The organism is Amycolatopsis sp. NPDC000009 (assembly GCF_055563465.1).
Window position 1 is genome coordinate 67,873 of the sequence record NZ_JBVHDI010000030.1, and the last position, 16,301, is coordinate 84,173.

Consider the following 16,301-nt stretch of genomic DNA (forward strand, 5'->3'; position numbering starts at 1 on the left):
AATGCGGTAGTTGGGAGTACGCACTACCGCATCCAGAGGACGAAATGCATGACGGGGGTCAGCAGAACCAGACGCGCGCCCGGAGGATGTCGGTCTTCAGGACGGGGGCGCCGTCGACCGGGGCTGGGTTCTCCGGGGTCGGCTTGATGCCGCCGGCGGCGACGTCGTCGAGGGTTTCGAGGCCTTCGTGACCGACGGTGCCGAAGATCGTGTAGTTCGGGCGCAGCGCGGAGTCGCCGTACACGACGAAGAACTGGCTCCCGTTCGTCGCCGGGCCCGCGTTGGCCATCGCGAGGACGCCACGCGCGTACACCTTGCGTTCGCCGGTCGGGTCGGTCGGCGCGGGCGGCAGGCCCACGGGCAGCTCGTCCTTGTACTTGTAGCCGGGGCCGCCCTCGCCGGTGCCACTCGGGTCACCGCACTGCAGCACCTTCAGCGTCGGGTACGCGGTCAGCCGGTGACACGTCGTGCGGTCGTAGAAGCGGTGCTTCGCCAGATGCAGGAAGCTCTGCACCGTGCACGGCGCCTTCGCCCGATCGAGGGTCAGATCGATCTTGCCCTGGTTGGTCTTCAGCTGAACCGGGACCTTTCCCCGGTCGGGCGTGTGCCGGGGATCCGGCGGCAACGGGACCGGCCGCGCGGCCGGCTCGTCCGGCGTCTGCGTGTACTGGCACGGCCCCTTCGTGACCTTCGGCGGCGCGCCTTCCGCCGACGCCGTTCCGGTGCCGGCCGCGAGCATCAGCCCGGCTCCCAGCACTGCCACAAAGACCTTCGCGATCCTCTGCACGGTTCCTGCCTCCCAGCCGTGGACGAAGAAGAGAGCATAGGGTGAATCCCCGGCGCTCACACAGGTCCGGAAGTAGGTCCGCGGTTAGGGTCGAAGCCGTGGAGATCGCCGAACGACACCAATGGCAGCTGAACGCCCTGACCTTCCTGTACGCGTACACGCAGTACGTCCTCGTGCACGAGCGGGTCATGGCCGGGCTGCCGCCGGAGAAACCGGCCGAACTCGACAAGCCGCGCGTGCTCAGGCTCGCCAAGGTCGTCGACGACATGATCCTCGACTTCCGCAAGGAGGACGGGCTGAGCGATCTCGAACGCCGCCGCGTCATCCGCCTCGCCAGGGAGATCAAGTCGCACGTCCGGGAGAAGTGGCCGCCTCGCGACGCGTCGCTCACCGAATGGATCGCCTCGGCCGCGGCGCATTTCTACTGCGAGGAGCACATCAACAACGGCTACGTCCGGATGGGCCGCGTCTTCGATCCCGACATGGCCGACAGGTTCCTGGAACGCGTGGAGTTCTGCCGGGGTCAGACCGTCACGATCACGAAGTACGCCCACAAGGTGGCGGACGGCGAGCAGCTCACCTATGGCGAGACCAACCAGCTCGAAGTCTGGAAAGAGGACGCGATCGCCCATCTGGACAATCTCGACAGCGATTTCGGCGACATCAAGATGTACGTCGAATTCTGATCCTCGTGAGTGGTAAGGACGGTTCTAACCGTCCTTACCACTCACGAGCCGCGAAGATCGCCGATGAGTTCTTCGGCCGCCGCGAACGGGTCGAGTTTCCGCGCGACCACGCGTTCAGCCAATTCGGTGAGCCGGTCCCCGGAACGCAGGTCGACGATTTCCGCCCGCAGCCGTTGCACGGCGATCGCTTCGACCTCGTCCCGGGCCCGCGCCGCACGGCGGCGGGGCAGTTCGTCGCGCCGGACCAGCCAGTCGTGGTGTTCGTCCAATGCTTGGACGACGTCCTCGACGCCCTCGCCGCGCGAAGCCACCGTTCGCACGATCGGCTGACGCCAGCTCGGACCGCGGATCTCCCGGCGCACCAAGGAGATCATCTGCTTGAGGTCGTGCACGGTCGCCTCCGCGCCCTCGCGGTCGGCCTTGTTGACCACGAACACGTCCGCGATCTCCAGCACGCCGGCCTTGGCCGCCTGGATCCCGTCGCCCATCCCCGGCGCGAGCAGGACCACCGTGGTGTCGGCCAGTTTCACGACGTCCACTTCGGACTGACCGACGCCGACGGTCTCGATCAGCACGACGTCGAACCCGGCCGCGTCGAGCACCCGGACCGCCTGCGGCGTCGCCCACGACAGCCCGCCGAGATGACCGCGCGTGGCCATCGAACGGATGAAGACACCCGGATCGGTGGCGTGTTCGGTCATCCGGATCCGGTCGCCGAGCAGCGCGCCGCCGGAAAACGGCGACGACGGGTCGATCGCCAGCACCCCGACCCGCAGGCCCCGCGCCCGCAGGGCCGTCAGCAGCGCGGACGTCGATGTCGACTTGCCGACACCGGGCGGTCCGGTCAGGCCGACCACCCGCGCGTTGCCGGTGTGCGGCGTCAGCTTCGCCGCGACCTCGGGCAACCGTGGATGAGCGTCCTCGACCAGCGACAGCAACCGGGCGATCGCGCGGGGGACGCCGTCCCGCGCGCGACCGACCAGTTCGTCGATGTCCAGCTGCACCGGCAAGGGCTTTACGGAACGCGCAGCAGCAGCGCGTCGCCCTGACCGCCGCCACCGCAGAGGGCGGCCGCGCCGAGCCCGCCGCCGCGACGGCGGAGTTCGTGGATCAGGTGCACGGCGAGCCGCGCGCCGGACGCGCCGATCGGGTGACCGAGCGCGATCGCGCCACCGTCGACGTTCACCTTCTCCGGGTCGAGCCCGAGCTTGTCGGCCGAGACCAGGCCGACGGCGGCGAACGCCTCGTTGATCTCGACGAGGTCGAGCGCGTCCGCGGTCAGCTTCTCCTTGGCCAGCGCGGCCAGGATCGCGTTCGACGGCTGCTCGTGCAGGCTGGCGTCCGGACCGGCGACCACGCCGTGCGCGCCGATCTCGGCGAGCGCGGTCAGGCCCAGCTCCTCGGCCTTGGCCTTGCTCGCGACGATGACCGCGGCCGCGCCGTCGGAGATCTGCGACGCCGAACCGGCGGTGATGGTGCCGTCGGAGGCGAAGGCGGGACGCAGCTTCGCGAGGCCTTCGGCGGTGGTGTCGGCGCGGACGCCTTCGTCCTGCGAGAAGACGACCGGGTCACCCTTGCGCTGCGGGATCGACACCGGCGCGATCTCGGCGTCGAAGCGGCCCTCGGCGATGGCGGCGGCGGCACGCTGGTGCGACCGCGCGGAGAACTCGTCCTGCTGCTCACGGGTGATCCCGTAGCGGCTGTTGTACTTCTCCGTCGAGGAGCCCATCGCGACCTGGTCGAAGGCGCAGAACAGACCGTCGTAGGCCATGTGGTCGACGAGCGTGGTGTCGCCGTACTTGAAGCCCGCGCGGGACTTCGGCAGCAGATGCGGCGACTGGGTCATCGACTCCTGGCCGCCCGCCACGATCAGGTCGAACTCACCCGCGCGGATGAGCTGGTCGGCCAGCGCGATGGCGTCGAGGCCGGAGAGGCAGACCTTGTTGATGGTCAGCGCCGGGACGCTCATCGGGATACCGGCGGCGACCGCGGCCTGCCGGGCCGGGATCTGGCCCGCGCCGGCGGTGAGCACCTGGCCCATGATCGTGTACTGGACCGCGTCCGGCGAGACACCGGCCTGCTCCAGCGCCGCCTTGATGGCGAATCCGCCGAGTTGCGCGCCCGAGAAATCCTTCAGGGAACCGAGCAATCGCCCGATCGGTGTACGGGCGGCACCCAGGATCACGGAACCGGACACGGCGTCCTCCAAGCATCGGCGCAAGGGCAAAGGGGGTCTTCGCGACCATACCCGGGTCGCGGGTCTCTTGATGGAGCCAGTGTGAGGCGGCGCACGCCGGTCCACCCGACCGCGCACCTATCCTGCTCTGCATGAACCAGGCGCTGAAACCGTTCGTGACCGCCATCGACCACGTCGGCATCGCGGTACCCGACCTCGACGCCGCGATCGCCTTCCACGCCGAGCATTTCGGCCTGGAGGTCGCGCACGAGGAGGTCAACGAGGAGCAGGGCGTCCGCGAGGCGATGCTGCGCGCGCCGGGCACCGCGGGGACCGAGACCGCCATCCAGCTCCTCGCGCCGCTGCGTGACGATTCCGCGATCGGCAAGTTCCTCGCGAGGAGCGGCCCCGGGCTGCAGCAACTGGCGTACCGAGTGTCCGATGTGGACGCGGCCGCCGCGGCACTGCGCGCGCAGGGGCTGCGGCTGCTCTACGCCGAGGCGAAGCGCGGAACCTCCAACAGCCGGGTGAACTTCGTGCACCCCAAGGACGCCGGCGGCGTGCTCGTCGAGTTGGTGGAGCCCGCGAAGGACGGTCACTGATCCCGCGTCAACGCGGAAGCGATGAAGAGGACCTCGCGGTCGATCTCGGCGGGGTCCCCGTCCTCGGTGTGCCGTGCTGTCGCGTGACGATGGCTGACCGCCCGCGCGAGTAGCCCCGACGCCGAATCGACGTCGGCGATCGCGACCTTGCCGCCCGTCGCGGCGACGATCACGGCCTTCACCTGCCGGACCAGTTGCTGGAAGCGTTCGGCCAGCGCGTCACGGACCGCGCGGTGCGTGTCGGCCTCGCGCCACAACAGATGCGACAGCGCCAAGGACCGGTTGAACCGCCTGTCGAGTTCGACGACGAGGCCACGAAGACTGCCGGCGAGGTCGCCGGGGACGACCACGACGGCCGGTTCGATCCGGGCGTCGGGCAGTTCGGCGACCAGCGCGGCCAGCAGATCCGACTTGCGCCGGAAGTAGTAGTGCACCAGGCCTTTCGGCACGCCCGCCCGCTCCGCTATCCGCGAAGTGGGCGTGGCGTCGAAACCGGATTCGGCGAAGAGCGCCTCCGCGGCCCGCAGGATGCGCTGTTTCGCCGAATCCTCTTTCACGCCGTTTCCTCCTGGGTCAGTGCTGTCCCGCCATCCGGTGCGTCGCCTGGGCGATCGGCATCGCCGCCGCCCCGGCCACCACGGTCAGGACGCCGCCGATCCAAGCGGTCCAGGACGCGCCCATGAAGCCGGCGTATCCCATCACCCATGGCGAAATGAACAGCAGCGCGCCCAGGACGATCTGAATGCCTTCGCCGTAGACCATGCCAGGCATCGCGAGCGACGCGAGACCGTCGAGGGCGACCAGCGCGCCCAGTACGACGAGCGTCCACATGGCGGTGTTGTCCGTGGTCATCCAGAGGGGTGAAAGCGCGACCACGACACCGATGACCACCTCCGCCCAGTCATGGGGACGTGTCCAGGGGCGCGTCGTGGGTTCGTTCATGCGTGCTCACCTCCGAGTATCGGCTGAACCTGCAGGTCGGAGAGATCTCCACCGCTCATGGTCCGCTTGGTTGGCCGGCCGGTCAAGACCGGTGGATAACGCTTCGGGATGTGTACGTGCTCCACGTCTCGTACAGTTGTGGACCTGGTTACCGATCAGTAATTTAAGTCGCCAAACGCCGTCCCCCCATTCGCGGAGGTTCCGATGTCGCAGCTCGGCGAGATCCAGCAGGCCATTCTGAACGATGACCTCGGCGCCGTGGCGTCGCTCGACGTGCCGGAGACCTATCGCGGGGTGACCGTGCACAAGGACGAGGCAGGCATGTTCGAAGGCCTCGAAAGCCGGGACAAGGACCCGCGCAAGTCGCTGCACGTCGACGAGGTCCCGACGCCGGAACTCGGCCCGGGCGAGGCGCTGGTCGCGGTCATGGCGAGCGCGATCAACTACAACACCGTCTGGACGTCGATCTTCGAGCCGGTCTCGACGTTCAAGTTCCTGGAGCGCTACGGGCGGCTTTCGCCGCTGTCGAAGCGCCACGACCTGCCCTATCACGTCGTCGGCTCGGACCTGTCCGGTGTCGTGCTGCGCACCGGGCCCGGCGTGCACAACTGGAAGCCGGGTGACGAGGTCGTCGCGCACTGCCTCAACGTGGAACTCGAGGGCCCGGACGGGCACAACGACACGATGCTCGACACCGAGCAGCGGATCTGGGGTTTCGAGACGAACTTCGGCGGGCTTGCCGAGATCGCGCTCGTGAAGGCGAACCAGCTCATGCCGAAGCCGGGCCACCTCACCTGGGAGGAGGCCGCCTCCCCCGGCCTGGTGAACTCCACGGCCTACCGCCAGCTCGTCTCGCGCAACGGCGCCGACATGAAGCAGGGCGACGTCGTGCTGATCTGGGGCGCTTCGGGCGGCCTCGGCTCCTACGCGACGCAGTACGCACTCAACGGCGGCGCGATCCCGGTTTGTGTGGTCTCCAGCCCCGAAAAGGCGGAGATCTGCCGGAAGCTGGGCGCCGAGCTGATCATCGACCGCAACGCCGAGGGCTACCGGTTCTGGAAGGACGAGCACAACCAGGACCCGAAGGAGTGGCAGCGGTTCGGCAAGAAGATCCGCGAGCTGACCGGCGGCGAGGACCCGGACATCGTCTTCGAGCACCCGGGCCGCGAGACCTTCGGCGCGTCCGTCTACGCCGCGCGCAAGGGCGGCACGATCGTCACGTGCGCGTCGACTTCCGGCTACATGCACCAGTTCGACAACCGTTACCTGTGGATGAACCTCAAGCGGATCATCGGCAGCCACTTCGCCAACTACCGCGAATCGTGGGAAGCGAACCGGCTGATCGCGAAAGGTCTGATCCACCCGACGCTGTCGAAGACCTACGCGCTCGAGGAAACCGGGCAGGCCGCGCTGGACGTCCACCGCAACGCGCATCAGGGCAAGGTCGGCGTGCTCGCCCTTGCGCCGGAAGAAGGTCTGGGTGTCCGGAACCACGAGCTGCGCGAAAAGCACATCGACGGGATCAACGCCTTCCGGAACGTTTAGCGCGCCGGAACGTGCTTTCGCCGCGCGTTGCGTGGGTGCTCACCCTTCCGTGACTCCAGCTCGACTACGGTAGAAGGATGAGCCTTGGCGAGGAACGGGAGCTAGTGCCGCTGGGAGCCGGCTTCGACGTGGCGAAGCGCGGTTACAGCCGTGCGCAGGTCGACGAACATCTCGAACGGCTGGACGCCGATCTGAAGATGCTCACCGCCGATCGCGATGCCGCCATCGGGCAGGCGGGCGACCTGGCACGCCAGCTGGAGATCGCGCGCGGCGAGATCGCGGATCTGCGCGGGCAGGTCGACAGGCTCGCCCAGCCGCCGACGAGCGTCGAAGGCCTTTCCGAGCGCCTGCAGCGCATGTTGCGGCTCGCGCAGGACGAGGCCGCCGACACCAAGGCGCGCGCGGAGGCCGAAGCCGGGCACATCCGCGCGAAGGCGGAGACCGACGCGAGCGCCATGCGGGCCCGCTACGAGCAACTGCTCAACGAGCTCGACCTCCGTCGCAAGGAGATGGAGGCCGAGCACCGCGGCGTGCTGGAGAAGGCCCGCGCCGAGGCGAAGGACATCATCGACAAGGCGAAGGCCGAGCGCGACAAGCTCGACGCCGAATCGCAGCAGCGCCGCACCCAGGTCGAAGAGGACTTCGAGATCGCGATGGCGTCGCGGCGCACCGAAGCCATGCACGCGCTGGCCGAGCAGGAGGCCGCGAGCAAGGCCGAGGCCGCCCGCCGCGTCCGCGAGGCCACCGAGGACGCCGCCGCCATCCGCGCGAAGGTGCTCGAAGAGGAGACGGCGGCCAAGGCCGACATCGAACGCCGTCAGCGCGAGTCCGTCGCCGACGCCAACAAGCGCAAGCAGGACTCGATCACCGAGGCCAACGCCCGGCTCGCCGAGGCGGCCGACGAGGCACGCCGCCGCGTCCGGCAGGCCACCGAAGAGTCCAACCGGCGGATCACGCAGGCCACCGAACGGGTCGAAGCGCTCCGCAAGGTGCGCTCCAGCCTGGCCGAGCAGGTCCGCTCCGCGCGGACCGCGCTCGCCGAGGCGACACACGTGCTCGGCGACGAACCGCATGTCCCGGCGGACCTGAAGGCGAAGCCGTCGCCCGACTCGGAAGCCACCGTGCAGCTCCGGACGGCCGATGTGCCGAAGGCCACATCCGGCGCGAAGCCTTCACCGCGACCTGCGGCAGCGCAGAAACCGACTGGCGAGTAACCTTCTCACCCGACCGTGTTCACGGCGGCCTGCGAGGCCGCCGTGGAGCGGTTATCGTCGCTGCTCGCGCGCAGGTGCGGGCTGTCAGATCGATGGAGGTTGCGGATGGCTGCATATCGGACCGTGGTCGTGGGCACGGACGGATCGGATTCCTCGTTCGCCGCGGTCGACCGGGCGGCGGGTGTCGCCGGGGACTCCGGAGCGACCCTGGTCATCGTGTGCGCCTACTACCCCGCCAACAAGGGCGACGTGGAGAAGGCGCAGGACGTCCTCGGCGACGAGGCGTACCAGGTCGTCGGCTCGGCGCCGGCCGAGGACACCCTGCTGTCCGCCCGTGACCGGGCGGCGAAGGCCGGCGCGAAGACCATCGAGACCGCCGCGGTCGTGGGCGACCCGGTCGACTCCCTGCGCAAGGTCGTCGCCGAACGCTCCGCGGACCTGCTGGTGGTCGGCAACCGCGGGCTGAACACGCTCGCGGGCCGCATCCTGGGCTCCGTGCCGTCCGAGGTCGCGCGGAAGTCCGGGGTGGACGTGCTCATCGTCCACACCACCTGATGGCCGAACCCGGCGAGATCTCGCCAGACGCGCTGCAACAGCGCCTCGAACGGATCCTGCTCGGTGGAAGGCGCAAGTACACCCGGCTCGAAGTCGCCGAGAAGGCAGGCGTTCCCGAGGAACGCTCTCGGCGCCTTTGGCGTGCGCTGGGCTTCGCGACGGTCGACGACGACGAGGTCGTCTTCACCGACGCCGACATCGAAGCGATCCGCACGGCCGATCAGCTGATGAACTCCGGCCTGATCGACCCGAGCATCGAGCTGGCCGTGACGCGCGCACTGGGCCAGCACCTTTCGCGGCTCGCGGAATGGCAGGTCCACATGCTGTGGACGATGATCACCGAGAACAAGGAGATCGGCACCAGCGAACGGCAGATCGGGCGGCTCGTCGAGCGGCTGCTGCCCGAGCTGGAGAAGGTGCAGGAATTCGTCTGGCGCCGCCACCTGGCCGCCTACGCGGGCCGGGCGCTGGCCCAGCCGGACGAAGACCTCGAAGCGAGGACCGAGGTGGTCGGCTTCGTCGACATGGTCGGCTACACCCGGCTGACCAGGCAGGTCGACGAAGAAGAGCTGACCGACATCCTCGACCGGTTCGAATCCGTCGCGACCGAGGTGGTCGCCGATCACCACGGACGGATCGTGAAGATGATCGGCGACGAGGTCCTGTTCGTCGCCGATTCCGCCGTCGACGGGGCCGAGATCGCCCTCGCCCTGTCCGAACGCGCCGATGCCGACGAGACCCTGCCCTCCGTACGCGCCGGGCTGGCTTCGGGCCGGATCCTCAGCCGGTTCGGCGACGTCTACGGCTCGGTCGTGAACCTCGCCGCCCGCCTCACCTCGACCGCGCGGCCGGGCACCATCCTGGTCGACAAGGAACTCGCGGGCGAGCTGTCAGGCTTCCCGCAGTACGAGGTCCGCACGCGGCGGCCGGTCTCGGTGCGAGGCTACAACCGGCTGCGGCCTTCGTCCCTGCGCCGGGCGCGGGACCGGCCCGCGGGCATGTTCGCGTCTTCGCAACAGCTCGCCGCGGAGATGCTGGGACTGGCCGACCCCGCTCCGGAAGCGGCACCTGCTTCCGATGAGGTCGAGGACGCCACCGCGGACTCGTTGCCGCCCCGGCCCCGGTCGAAGCGACGGCGGCGCTGATCCCAGCCCGGGGAGAGCAAGGGACCTTTGCTACCACCGCCGGGCGGCCGCGAGTGGCGATTGGGGTCAGTGCCGGCCTGCGGGCGCGCGATTTCGCGTGACTGGAGGGACGACACGCGTGATCAAATGGACGACACGCGTGATCAGGCGGACGGCTCTCGGCGGCCCCGGCCGCCGACGCGTGTCGTCCATCCAGTCACGCGTGTCGTCCGTCTGATCACGCGAAGCTCTCGCTTCACGCCAGGGTCGTGAGGTCAGGCGGGCAGCACGGCGTACTGCCGCACGTAGAGATCGGTGTAGGTGACCGGGCCGCGCGGGCCAGGGACCTTGTCCAGGTTGATGCCGGTCTCGGGGACGGCGAGGAGCTTGAAGCCGTCGAGCAGCCGGGTCGGGGCGTTCCAGAAGACACCGGTGCCGGTGTACGCGTCGAAGAACGCGTCGGCCGCTTCGCTGCTTTCGGTCGCGATGCCGGCGGCCAGGCCCGAGGTCCGTTCGTTGGCGATCTCCGCCGCTTCGGGCAGGCCAGAGACCTTCGCGACAGTGACGGTCGCTTCACGGTCGGAGTCGAGCGCCCATTCGTAGCCGATGGCGTGCTCGTGCGGGGCGAGCGAGGGCGTGACGCCGCGCTCGGCCAGCGCGCCGGAGATGCCGGGCCAGACGCGATCGTGCGCGCTCTCGTGGATCAGCAGCAGGTTCAGCCGGTTGCAGACGCCGAGCCGGTCGAGGCTGTTGAAGACCAGGTCGCGCACCTTGTCGGTGTCGGCCGCTTCGTCGACGTACAGCACGCCGCCGCCATCGGCGTGCGCCAGCGTGCGGACGCCGTGGACGGCCGCCTCGGTGGCCAGCGCCCTGGTGCTGTCACCGCTGCCGCGCAGGATGACCAGCGGAACGAGCGCGGGGAACCGCACCAGCGCGGAGGCCGCTTCACGCTCGGCTCGCGGCACCAGCTGGATGACATCCGGATCGATACCCGCCTCGGAGAGCGCGGGCGCGATCACGGTCTCGCGCAGGCGCTGGGCCGAGCCGAGCGCGGCGGAACCCGTGCGGAGCACGCCACCGTTGCGCGACTTCACCAGCTGTGAGGCGACGTCCACCGTGACGTTCGGGCGCGCCTCGTAGTTCGCGCCGATCACGCCGACCGGACGGCGGCGTTCCACCAGTCGCAGCCCTCCGTCCAAAGTGGACACGTCGACGGAGCGCTCCTGATGCGGCGCTCCCGCCAGGAGACGGAGCTGTTCGGCCATGCCGGTCAGCCGCTCGGGGGTGATGGTGAGCCTGTCGAGCAGGCCCGCGCTCATGCCGTCCTCGCGCGCCTTGGCGATGTCGGCCTGGTTCGCCTCGAGCACGACGTCGGCGTGCTCGACCAGCTTGCCAGCCATGGCGTTCAGCGCGGCGTCGATCGCCTCCGCGGTGGCGGCGGCCAGTGACGGCGCGGCCCGTTTCGCCGATCGAGCGCATTCCTCGACGGCCTTGGCGACCTCATCCATCTGCTGACTCCTTCCGCGCGGAACGAGCCATCAGTCTGCCGTACCGCCCCGGTCAGGCGACGGTCGGCTCCAGCAGCCACAACCCGCCCGCGAAGAGACAGCTCACCGTCAGCACCGCCATCACCAGCACCCACAGCACCGCGGGCATCCCGGTGAGCCTGCCGAGCTGATCGGCGTCGGAATCCCGCGCCGCTCCCCGGCGTCGTTTGATCTGGAGCTCGACCACCGGCCGGACACCGCCGAACAGCAGGAACCAGGTCAGCAGGTAGACGAAGATCGCCTGGAACCACGACGGCGCCACCAGCGCGACCAGCCCGAGCACCACCGAGGTGGCGACCACGGTGAACACGCCGTAGGTGTTGCGCACCATCACCAGCACACCCAGCAGCATCAGGGCCATCACGATCAGCACGACGGTGATCAGGTTCGACGAGAGCAGCCCCGCGAACACCAGCCCGAGCACCGCGGCCGCCGGGTACCCGGCCAGCGCGGTGAACGCCATCCCCGGGCCCTCCGGTTTGCCACGGGAGACCGTGACGCCGGAGGTGTCCGAGTGCAGCTTGATGCCCTGCAGCCGACGGCCGACCAGCACGGCCGCCAGCGCGTGACCCGCCTCGTGGACGAGCGTGATCAGGTTGCGGGCGATCCGCCAAGGCCTGCCTGAGAGCACCACGAGCAGCGCGAGACCACCGGTGACCAGGGTGATCGTGCCGGGCGGGGTGGACTGGGCGATGTCGGAAACCGTTTCGGCGGGAGACGAGCTCACCTCACCAGCTCACCACAGGCCGGATATGTCCCGTGTCAGGCGGTCATCGAACCTCCGATCCCCCGCGTGCGAAACTCCCCGTCGTTGCGCAGGGCGAAAGCCACCCAGCTGCGGAACGGCCGCCACACCGCGGACAGCTCCTCCAGCTCCTCGGGTGGCGCCAGCGGCAGGTCGTACGCGGCCCGCATGGCCTCCTGCAACCGGGGCTCGCCGCCGGGGAAGACGTCCGGATGCCCGGCGCCCCGGATCAGGATCAGCTGTGCCGAGAACGGGCCGATCCCCGGCAAGCGCTGCAACCAGCGCAACGCGTCCGGCACCGGCATCGCGCGCAGGTACGCGGCGTCGAGCAGACCGTCTTTGGCGGCGTTGGCCACCGCGCGCAACCGCTCGGCCTTCACCTCCGGCAGGGCGCGCCCGGCCTCCAGCCCGGCCAGGACGTCCGGCGCCGGGAACGACCTGAGGACCTTCCCTCCGACGTCCACCGGCCTGCCGAACTCCTCGGCGAGCCTTCGTTTCACCGTGGCCGCCTGGGACATCCGCGCCCGGTGGCTCAGGATCGCCCAGCAGGCCGCTTCATAGGGCGAATGGAACAGCACCGGCCGCAGCCCGGGGTGCGTTTGCTGGAGGCGGCGCACCACGGGATCCGCCGTGCCGATCTTGGCGAAGCCGACACCGTCGACGTCCACCGACAGGATCCGCCGGACCTGGGCGCCGACTTCGACGGCGAGGCCCTCCTCGGCGAAGACCTCCACCTCGATCGAGCCGGGCGATCTCTGTCTGACGGCCGCGCCGACGTGCGCCCAGCCCGCTTCGGCGGGAAAGGCGAAGCGCAGGGTGCCGGGTTCGGCGGCGGCGTCCGCGCGGCACGCGGGCGGGAAATCGGTCAGGAAACGGATGGACTTGTCGAGGTCGAACGGGCCACGCACCGGGATGCGAAGCGTGGTCGTGGCGGGGTGCTGCAGGATCGAGCCGGTCATTTCGGGCTCCTTCGGCTGGGGAACGGCGACTCCCTCCGACGTTAGAGAGGGCCACCGACAGTTTCGGGTCGCGGCGGCGGGAATGTCGCGAATGGGCCGGTCATGGCAGATTCTCCGGTGAGGACCGTGAAGGGAGCAGCCATGCCGGACCATCGCGAACGTCTGAGGAGCCTGCTGCGTCCGGGCACCACGCCCGCCGCCGACGGCAAGGGTTTCCTTGACCTGCTGGGGGAAATCCCGCAGGCGGGGCCGCCGACCGGGCTCGCCCAGCGGCTGATGCGCACCTCCGCCGTGCCGATGATCTACGAGCGGTACTGGCGCCCGGCGCTGGGCAGGGTCGCGAAAGGACTGAACGGCCCGAGCATGGCGGACGAGGTCCGGATCGCGCTCGAAGCGCTCGGCCTCGGCCCGGGGAAGGTCGCGCTGGACGTCGCCTGCGGTACCGGCAGGTTCACCCGTGCCTTCGGCGAAGCGGTCGGGCCGGACGGGCTGTCCATCGGGCTCGACGGTTCGGTCTACATGCTGGAGAAGGCCCTCGCCGCGCCCAATCCCCCTTCGGTGGCCTACCTGCGCGCCGATGCCGTCGACCTGCCACTCGACGATTCCACTGTGGACGCCGTCTGCTGTTTCGCCGCGCTGCACATGTTCGCCGATCCGGACGCGGCACTGGATTCGTTCGCCCGTGTGCTGAAACCGGGCGGCTCGCTGGTGGTGCTGACCAGTGCCCGGCACGGCGAGCAGCCGATGCGGCTGGCGGACACCGTCCTCGGCAGGCTGAGCGGGCAGCGGATGTTCGACCGCGGCGAGATCGCGGCGAAGCTGTTCCGGCGCGGTTTCGACCACGTCGACGAGCGGTACTCCGGTGTCACGCAGATCGTCACGGGCAAGCTAGGAGTTAACATCCGGAAATGATCCGCTCTGAGCACGCTTCGCCGATTCCTCCCGACGACGGCTACCTTCGCTCGCTGGTCGACGCGACCGCGGACGCCGTCGCCGCGGCCGAACCCCTCGGATCGCCGCATGACGGCGCCGACGCCGCCACGCGAGACGCCGTCAGCGCCGGGATCCGCGCGCTGAAGGCGGAATTGGTGGGGCTGAGCCAGGACCTGCACGCTCATCCCGAAGAGGGTTTCGCCGAGCACCGCTCGGTCCGGGCGCTCGGCGACCTGCTCCAACGGCACGGCCACGAGGTGACGATCGGCGCGGGCGGGCTCGACACCGCCTTGGTCGCGACCACCCCCGGCAGCGGCCCGCATATCGCGGTTCTCTCCGAATACGACGCGCTTCCCGGGCTCGGACACGGCTGCGGGCACAACGTCATCTGCACCGCCGGCGCGGGCGGCTTCCTCGGCGCGGCGGCGGTCGCCGAACGCCTCGGCGGCCGGGTCTCGCTGATCGGCACACCGGCGGAGGAAGGCGGTGGCGGCAAGGAGACGATGGCCCGCGCCGGCGTTTTCGACGACGTCGACGCCGTGCTCATGCTGCACCCGTTCAGCCACGACATCGCCATGCACCCGTTCCTCGGCAGGCGGCAGCTGGAAATGGTGTTCCACGGGGTCGGCGCGCACGCCTCGGCTCAGCCGTTCATGGGACGGAACGCGCTCGACGCCGCCGTCGCGGCGTACCAGGGAGTCGCGGCGCTCCGGCAGCATCTGCCTTCCAGCGACCGCGTCCACGGGGTCTTCACCGACGGCGGCGCGCGGCCGAACGTCGTCCCCGAACGCGCGGCCCTGCTGTTCTATCTCCGGTCCGCGCAGCCGGACACGCTGCGCGACCTCGCCGAGCGGGTTGCGGCGATCGCGCGCGGCGCGGCGGAGATGACCGGCTGCGGAGTCGAACTGAAATGGGACGCCCAGCCCGCGTATCTGCCGATCCGGTTCAACACCACCCTCGCCGGACGCTGGTCGGTGCACCAGGTCGACGCCGGCCGTAAACCGCTGCCGCCGGGGATCGTGCCCGAATTCCTCACCGGTTCGACCGATCTCGGCAACCTCTCGTACCGGATGCCCGCGATCCACCCGATGATCGCCATCGCCGGACCGACGACCGCCTTGCACACCAAGGAGTTCGCGGCCGCGGCCGGTTCGCCGGACGGCGATCGCGCGGTCGTCGACGGCGCGCTGGGGCTGGCGCTCACCGCCGTCGACTACCTGGCCGACGCGAAGCTCCGCGCAGCGGTGCACGAGGAGTTCGAGGCGTCGGGCGGAGCCTTGGACGTACCGGCGTTCTTCGACTGAGCGTTCTCAGGTAATTCTTCTCAGGAAAGCACAGGGGGATTCCACAGGCGGTTCACAAGTACGGGCGCGAATCTTGTTCCATGACCGAGAACGAGAGTCGGCCAGGCCCCGCCTCAACCGGTGGGCACCAGCCGCCGCACCAGCAGCAGTACCCCGGGTACACCCCTTGGCAGGCCGCGCCGAATCCACTCGTCACCCCGCCACCACGCAAGAAGGGCGGCCGGGTCGCCGTCCTCGTCAGTGCGACGGCGCTCGCCGCCGCGCTCGTCGGCGGTGTCGGTGGAGCTGCGATCTCAGGGCTCGGCTCCACGTCGTCGGCGTCGGGCACGGGTTCGTCCGCGGTCGCCAACGGGCAACTGGTCGGGAACAACACTTCGGGTGACGTCAGCGGGGTCGCCGCGAAGGTGACGCCGAGTGTCGTCCAGGTGAACGTGACCACCGCGCAGGGTGAGGCGGTCGGCTCCGGCGTCATCCTGACGGCGGACGGGCGCATCCTCACCAACGCCCACGTCGTCGCCGACGCCGAGGGCGACGTGACCGTCACTTTGTCGGACGGCAAGCAGTACAAGGCCAGTGTCGTCGGTGCCGACACGAAGGCCGATATCGCCGTGCTCCAGGCGAAGGACGCGAGCGGCCTGACGCCGGCTTCGCTCGGCGACTCGAGCAAGCTCGCCGTCGGCCAGCAGGTCGTCGCGATCGGCTCGCCCGGCGGCCTGCAGAACACCGTGACCACCGGGATCGTGAGCGCGCTGAACCGCAAGCTCGACGAGCTGAGCAGTGGCCAGGAGCGGCGCTCGCCCTACAGCAGGACCACGAACGAAGCCGGGCCGAGCTACACCGCGATCCAGACCGACGCCCCGATCAACCAGGGCAACTCGGGCGGGGCGCTGGTGGACGCGCAGGGGAACGTCATCGGCATCAACTCGGCGCTGTACAACCCGGCCTCGACCGGCAGCATCGGCATCGGTTTCGCGATCCCCATCAACGACGCGAAGAAGATCGTCGAGCAGATCGTCGGCTGACCCCGCCGTCTGGACCGCTGTCAGGGGGCGGCCCAGCAGGCACTGTCCGTGAAGGCCTCCTTGCCAGGAGGCCTAATGGGTTGTGTTCAGGCTGGTTTGGCAGGCTTGGATGTGGTGGCTGCTGGTGGGTGAGCACTCGTGAGGCCTGGGTTGTGCGAGA

At 69.6% G+C, this 16,301-nt stretch carries 17 protein-coding genes; 9 read left to right on the plus strand and 8 right to left on the minus strand.

Annotation, left to right across the window (positions count from 1 at the left end):
• Nucleotides 1–58: 58 nt before the first annotated feature.
• Nucleotides 59–739: a peptidylprolyl isomerase gene (locus ACZ3HL_RS41995; protein ID WP_465418599.1), complete on the minus strand. Its 681-nt coding sequence runs from the start codon at nt 737–739 to the stop codon at nt 59–61.
• Nucleotides 740–885: 146 nt separating this feature from the next.
• Between ACZ3HL_RS41995 and ACZ3HL_RS42000 the strand changes: the two genes are divergently transcribed.
• A complete protein-coding gene (locus ACZ3HL_RS42000) occupies nt 886–1,473 on the plus strand; it encodes a hypothetical protein (protein WP_465537400.1) in 588 nt (195 codons plus the stop codon).
• Between the two features lie 41 nt (nt 1,474–1,514).
• On the opposite strand, the gene meaB is transcribed toward ACZ3HL_RS42000, so the two are convergent.
• Nucleotides 1,515–2,483: a methylmalonyl Co-A mutase-associated GTPase MeaB gene (gene meaB / locus ACZ3HL_RS42005; protein ID WP_465537402.1), complete on the minus strand. Its 969-nt coding sequence runs from the start codon at nt 2,481–2,483 to the stop codon at nt 1,515–1,517.
• A gap of 5 nt (nt 2,484–2,488) precedes the next feature.
• Entirely contained in the window at nt 2,489–3,670 is a 1,182-nt protein-coding gene (locus tag ACZ3HL_RS42010) for an acetyl-CoA C-acetyltransferase (RefSeq protein ID WP_465537404.1), read from the minus strand.
• Between the two features lie 131 nt (nt 3,671–3,801).
• Between ACZ3HL_RS42010 and mce the strand changes: the two genes are divergently transcribed.
• Nucleotides 3,802–4,251, plus strand: a complete 450-nt coding sequence (gene mce, locus ACZ3HL_RS42015; RefSeq protein WP_465537406.1) for a methylmalonyl-CoA epimerase — start codon at nt 3,802–3,804, stop codon at nt 4,249–4,251.
• Here mce and ACZ3HL_RS42020 read toward each other — a convergent pair.
• Nucleotides 4,245–4,808: a TetR/AcrR family transcriptional regulator gene (locus ACZ3HL_RS42020; protein ID WP_378442692.1), complete on the minus strand. Its 564-nt coding sequence runs from the start codon at nt 4,806–4,808 to the stop codon at nt 4,245–4,247. The two genes, mce and ACZ3HL_RS42020, sit on opposite strands and share 7 nt — an antisense overlap.
• A gap of 16 nt (nt 4,809–4,824) precedes the next feature.
• Nucleotides 4,825–5,193, minus strand: coding sequence for an SPW repeat protein (locus ACZ3HL_RS42025; RefSeq protein ID WP_465418495.1), 369 nt, complete (start codon nt 5,191–5,193; stop codon nt 4,825–4,827).
• A gap of 204 nt (nt 5,194–5,397) precedes the next feature.
• Here ACZ3HL_RS42025 and ccrA point away from each other — a divergent pair, with 204 nt between their 5' ends.
• The 4 genes from ccrA (at nt 5,398) to ACZ3HL_RS42045 (ending at nt 9,652) form a co-directional block, all read left to right on the plus strand.
• On the plus strand, nt 5,398–6,738 hold the full coding sequence (gene ccrA / locus ACZ3HL_RS42030) for a crotonyl-CoA carboxylase/reductase (RefSeq protein WP_465537407.1): 1,341 nt from the start codon (nt 5,398–5,400) through the stop codon (nt 6,736–6,738).
• A 104-nt stretch (nt 6,739–6,842) separates the two neighbouring features.
• Entirely contained in the window at nt 6,843–7,952 is a 1,110-nt protein-coding gene (locus ACZ3HL_RS42035) for a chromosome segregation protein (RefSeq protein WP_465418597.1), read from the plus strand.
• Between the two features lie 105 nt (nt 7,953–8,057).
• Nucleotides 8,058–8,507, plus strand: coding sequence for a universal stress protein (locus ACZ3HL_RS42040; protein ID WP_007031721.1), 450 nt, complete (start codon nt 8,058–8,060; stop codon nt 8,505–8,507).
• A complete protein-coding gene (locus ACZ3HL_RS42045) occupies nt 8,507–9,652 on the plus strand; it encodes an adenylate/guanylate cyclase domain-containing protein (RefSeq protein ID WP_465537409.1) in 1,146 nt (381 codons plus the stop codon). Before ACZ3HL_RS42040 ends, ACZ3HL_RS42045 begins: the two co-directional genes overlap by 1 nt.
• 254 nt (nt 9,653–9,906) lie before the next feature.
• Here ACZ3HL_RS42045 and ACZ3HL_RS42050 read toward each other — a convergent pair whose 3' ends face one another.
• The 3 genes from ACZ3HL_RS42050 to ACZ3HL_RS42060 are packed head-to-tail and all read right to left on the minus strand — an operon-like array spanning nt 9,907 to nt 12,882.
• Nucleotides 9,907–11,139, minus strand: coding sequence for an aldehyde dehydrogenase family protein (locus ACZ3HL_RS42050; protein ID WP_465418488.1), 1,233 nt, complete (start codon nt 11,137–11,139; stop codon nt 9,907–9,909).
• A gap of 52 nt (nt 11,140–11,191) precedes the next feature.
• The gene (locus ACZ3HL_RS42055) at nt 11,192–11,905 is read right to left on the minus strand and encodes a M50 family metallopeptidase (RefSeq protein ID WP_465537411.1); all 714 of its coding nucleotides are present in this window, start codon (nt 11,903–11,905) and stop codon (nt 11,192–11,194) included.
• A 35-nt stretch (nt 11,906–11,940) separates the two neighbouring features.
• Nucleotides 11,941–12,882: a DNA-3-methyladenine glycosylase family protein gene (locus ACZ3HL_RS42060; RefSeq protein WP_465537412.1), complete on the minus strand. Its 942-nt coding sequence runs from the start codon at nt 12,880–12,882 to the stop codon at nt 11,941–11,943.
• A gap of 141 nt (nt 12,883–13,023) precedes the next feature.
• On the opposite strand from ACZ3HL_RS42060, the gene ACZ3HL_RS42065 reads away from it, so the two are divergent.
• From ACZ3HL_RS42065 to ACZ3HL_RS42075, 3 genes are all read left to right on the plus strand, one after another.
• The gene (locus ACZ3HL_RS42065; RefSeq protein ID WP_465537414.1) at nt 13,024–13,794 is read left to right on the plus strand and encodes a class I SAM-dependent methyltransferase; all 771 of its coding nucleotides are present in this window, start codon (nt 13,024–13,026) and stop codon (nt 13,792–13,794) included.
• Nucleotides 13,791–15,119, plus strand: coding sequence for a M20 family metallopeptidase (locus ACZ3HL_RS42070; RefSeq protein WP_465537416.1), 1,329 nt, complete (start codon nt 13,791–13,793; stop codon nt 15,117–15,119). The genes ACZ3HL_RS42065 and ACZ3HL_RS42070 overlap by 4 nt, the downstream gene beginning before the upstream one ends.
• 80 nt (nt 15,120–15,199) lie before the next feature.
• Nucleotides 15,200–16,141, plus strand: a complete 942-nt coding sequence (locus ACZ3HL_RS42075; RefSeq protein ID WP_465418477.1) for a S1C family serine protease — start codon at nt 15,200–15,202, stop codon at nt 16,139–16,141.
• The last annotated feature ends 160 nt before the right edge of the window (nt 16,142–16,301 follow it).

What these genes read in the sequence shown, in the direction of transcription:
- ACZ3HL_RS41995 (WP_465418599.1), bottom strand. Translation starts at nt 739, where the DNA reads ATGCTCGCGGCCGGCACCGGAACGGCGTCGGCGGAAGGCGCGCCGCCG.
- mce (WP_465537406.1), top strand. Translation starts at nt 3,802, where the DNA reads ATGAACCAGGCGCTGAAACCGTTCGTGACCGCCATCGACCACGTCGGC.
- ACZ3HL_RS42025 (WP_465418495.1), bottom strand. Translation starts at nt 5,193, where the DNA reads ATGAACGAACCCACGACGCGCCCCTGGACACGTCCCCATGACTGGGCG.
- ccrA (WP_465537407.1), top strand. Translation starts at nt 5,398, where the DNA reads ATGTCGCAGCTCGGCGAGATCCAGCAGGCCATTCTGAACGATGACCTC.
- ACZ3HL_RS42040 (WP_007031721.1), top strand. Translation starts at nt 8,058, where the DNA reads ATGGCTGCATATCGGACCGTGGTCGTGGGCACGGACGGATCGGATTCC.
- ACZ3HL_RS42045 (WP_465537409.1), top strand. Translation starts at nt 8,507, where the DNA reads ATGGCCGAACCCGGCGAGATCTCGCCAGACGCGCTGCAACAGCGCCTC.
- ACZ3HL_RS42050 (WP_465418488.1), bottom strand. Translation starts at nt 11,139, where the DNA reads ATGGATGAGGTCGCCAAGGCCGTCGAGGAATGCGCTCGATCGGCGAAA.
- ACZ3HL_RS42060 (WP_465537412.1), bottom strand. Translation starts at nt 12,882, where the DNA reads ATGACCGGCTCGATCCTGCAGCACCCCGCCACGACCACGCTTCGCATC.
- ACZ3HL_RS42065 (WP_465537414.1), top strand. Translation starts at nt 13,024, where the DNA reads ATGCCGGACCATCGCGAACGTCTGAGGAGCCTGCTGCGTCCGGGCACC.
- ACZ3HL_RS42070 (WP_465537416.1), top strand. Translation starts at nt 13,791, where the DNA reads ATGATCCGCTCTGAGCACGCTTCGCCGATTCCTCCCGACGACGGCTAC.
- ACZ3HL_RS42075 (WP_465418477.1), top strand. Translation starts at nt 15,200, where the DNA reads ATGACCGAGAACGAGAGTCGGCCAGGCCCCGCCTCAACCGGTGGGCAC.